Source organism: Streptomyces sp. SID10853 (assembly GCF_010548145.1).
Classification (GTDB): Bacteria; Actinomycetota; Actinomycetes; order Streptomycetales; family Streptomycetaceae; genus Streptomyces.
This window is the reverse complement of the sequence record NZ_JAAGLN010000437.1, coordinates 1-2,433: the sequence shown is the minus strand read 5'-3', so window position 1 is coordinate 2,433 and position 2,433 is coordinate 1. Positions and strand designations below refer to the sequence as shown.

3 protein-coding genes are annotated in these 2,433 nt (G+C 67.7%); all 3 read right to left on the bottom strand.

The window, feature by feature from the left end; translation table 11 throughout:
• A partial coding sequence (locus tag G3I19_RS36030) for an adenosylhomocysteinase (protein ID WP_164267885.1) occupies positions 1-775 on the bottom strand: 775 nt, incomplete at its 3' end.
• On the bottom strand, positions 765-1,637 hold the full coding sequence (gene metF, locus G3I19_RS36025) for a methylenetetrahydrofolate reductase [NAD(P)H] (protein WP_164267884.1): 873 nt from the start codon (positions 1,635-1,637) through the stop codon (positions 765-767). The genes metF and G3I19_RS36030, both read right to left, overlap by 11 nt.
• A partial coding sequence (locus G3I19_RS36020; protein ID WP_275402806.1) for a vitamin B12 dependent-methionine synthase activation domain-containing protein occupies positions 1,634-2,433 on the bottom strand: 800 nt, incomplete at its 5' end. The genes metF and G3I19_RS36020, both read right to left, overlap by 4 nt.

Here is a 2,433-nt window from a genome sequence, read left to right as displayed (position 1 = left end):
CCTTGCCCACATCCCCGTAACCGCAGACGACAGCAACCTTCCCGCCGATCAGGACGTCAGTGGCACGGTTGATGCCGTCGATCAGCGAATGACGGCAGCCGTACTTGTTGTCGAACTTCGACTTCGTGACCGCGTCATTGACGTTGATCGCCGGGAACAGCAGGGTCCCGTCACGGTGCATCTCGTACAGACGGTGCACACCCGTCGTCGTCTCCTCGGTGACCCCGCGGATCCCGGACGCGAGAGCCGCCCAGTCGAGGGTGCTGTTCTTCACCAGGGCACGTATGACGGCGAGTTCGTCGCTCGATGCCTCGGGAAGCGTCCCGGACTTCTGGTACGCGACACCCTGGTGGACCAGGAGGGTGGCGTCACCGCCGTCGTCCAGGATCATGTTCGGGCCGGTCTGCCCTGGCCAGGTCAGTGCCTGCTCCGTGCACCACCAGTACTCCTCCAGGCTCTCGCCCTTCCACGCGAACACCGGGATCCCGGCGGCGGCGATCGCGGCTGCCGCATGGTCCTGGGTGGAGAAGATGTTGCACGACACCCAGCGCACCTCGGCGCCCAGCGCGACCAGGGTCTCGATCAGTACAGCCGTCTGCACCGTCATGTGCAGCGAACCGGTCACTCGGGCGCCGGCCAGCGGCTGCGCCGCGGCGTACTCCTTGCGGATCGACATCAGACCGGGCATCTCGTGCTCGGCGAGCGTGATCTCCTTGCGCCCGAAGGCGGCCAGGGAAAGATCCGCGACCTTGAAATCGGAGAACTCAGCTGACATGAAGGCTCCTTGAGCTCAGTACGTTGCGGTGGATGTCCAGGGCCGCCATGGACTTGTTCAGGGTGATGTAGTGCAGTCCGGGGGCGCCTTCGCCGAGGAGCCGGTCCGCCATGGCGGTGGCGTACTCGACCCCGATGCGATAGGCGTCGTCGGGCCGCTCGCGTGCCGCTTCGAGTCGATGAGCCAGGGCCTCGGGGAAGGCCGCGTCGGAGAGCTCGGCGAAGCGCCGGATCTGACGGACGTCGGTGGCGGGCATGATCTCCGGGATGACCGGCACGTCGCAGCCCGCGGCGGCCACCCTGTCGCGCAGCCGCAGATAGTCCTCGACGTCGAAGAACATCTGGGTGATCGCGTAGTCCGCGCCCGCACGGCACTTGGCCACGAAGTGCCGGATGTCGCTGTCCCAGTCGGGCGAGCGCGGGTGCTTCTCCGGGAAGGCAGCCACGCCGACGGTGAAATCCCCCAGGGAACGCACGAGTTCGACCAGTTGGCAGGCGTACGTGAAGCCGTCCGGATGCGGCCGCCACGGTCCTTTGGGGGCGCTGGGCGGATCGCCGCGCAGTACCAGGACGTCCCGCACTCCGGCGTCCGCGTACTGGCCGATGATGTGCCGCAGTTCGGCCACCGAGTGGCCGACCGCGGTCAGGTGGGCGACCGGCCGCAGCGTCGTCTGGGACACCAGGCGTTTGGTGACTTCGATGGTGCGGTCGCGTGAGGAGCCGCCCGCCCCGTAGGTCACGGACACGAAGTCGGGGGCGAGCGGTTCGATACGGCGGACGGCACTCCATAAGGTCTGCTCGCCCTTGGCGGTCTTGGGCGGGAAGAACTCGAAGGAGAACGTCGGTGCCGCGGTGTACGTCATCGGCCGCCACATGCCCGGCCCGCGTTGAAATAGCTCGCCTCGGGGTGGTGGACGACGATCGCGTCGGTGGACTGCTCGGGGTGGAGCTGGAACTCCTCCGAGAGGTGGACCCCGATCTGCTCCGGCCGGAGCAGGCCGGCGATCTTGGCGCGGTCCTCCAGGTTCGGACAGGCCGGGTAGCCCAGGGAGTACCGGCAACCCTGGTAGCCGGTGCGCAGCATGCCATCGAGGGTGGCCGGGTCATCGGCCGCGATTTGCAGCTGGGTGCGGACCCGGGCGTGCCAGTACTCGGCGAGGGCTTCGGCCAACTGGACGGACAGGCCGTGCAGTTCGAGGTAGTCGCGGTAGGAGTTGGCCGCGAACAGCTCGGCGGTCGTCTCGCCGATCTTCGAGCCGACGGTGACGACCTGAAGGCCGATGACGTCCCTCTCGCCGGACTCCTCCGGGCGGAAGAAGTCGGCGAGGCACAGGCGTCGGCCATACGGCTGGCGCGGGAAGGTGAACCGGGTCCGTTCTCGGCCGTCCTCGTCCAGGATGATCAGGTCGTCGCCCTTGGAGACACAGGGGAAGTAGCCGTGGACGACGGCTGCTTCGACGAGGTTTGCGGTCCGGAGCCGGTCCATCCACATCCGCAGCCGCGGTCGGCCCTCGTTCTCGGCTGTGTCACCTTTGAGCCCCCACTGGCCCTTGAACAGGGCGCCCTCGTCCAGCCAGGACGCGTACTCCTTGAGCTGGATACCCTTGACCACCCGGGTGCCCCAGAACGGCGGCTCCGGCACCGGGTTGTCCGTGGCCA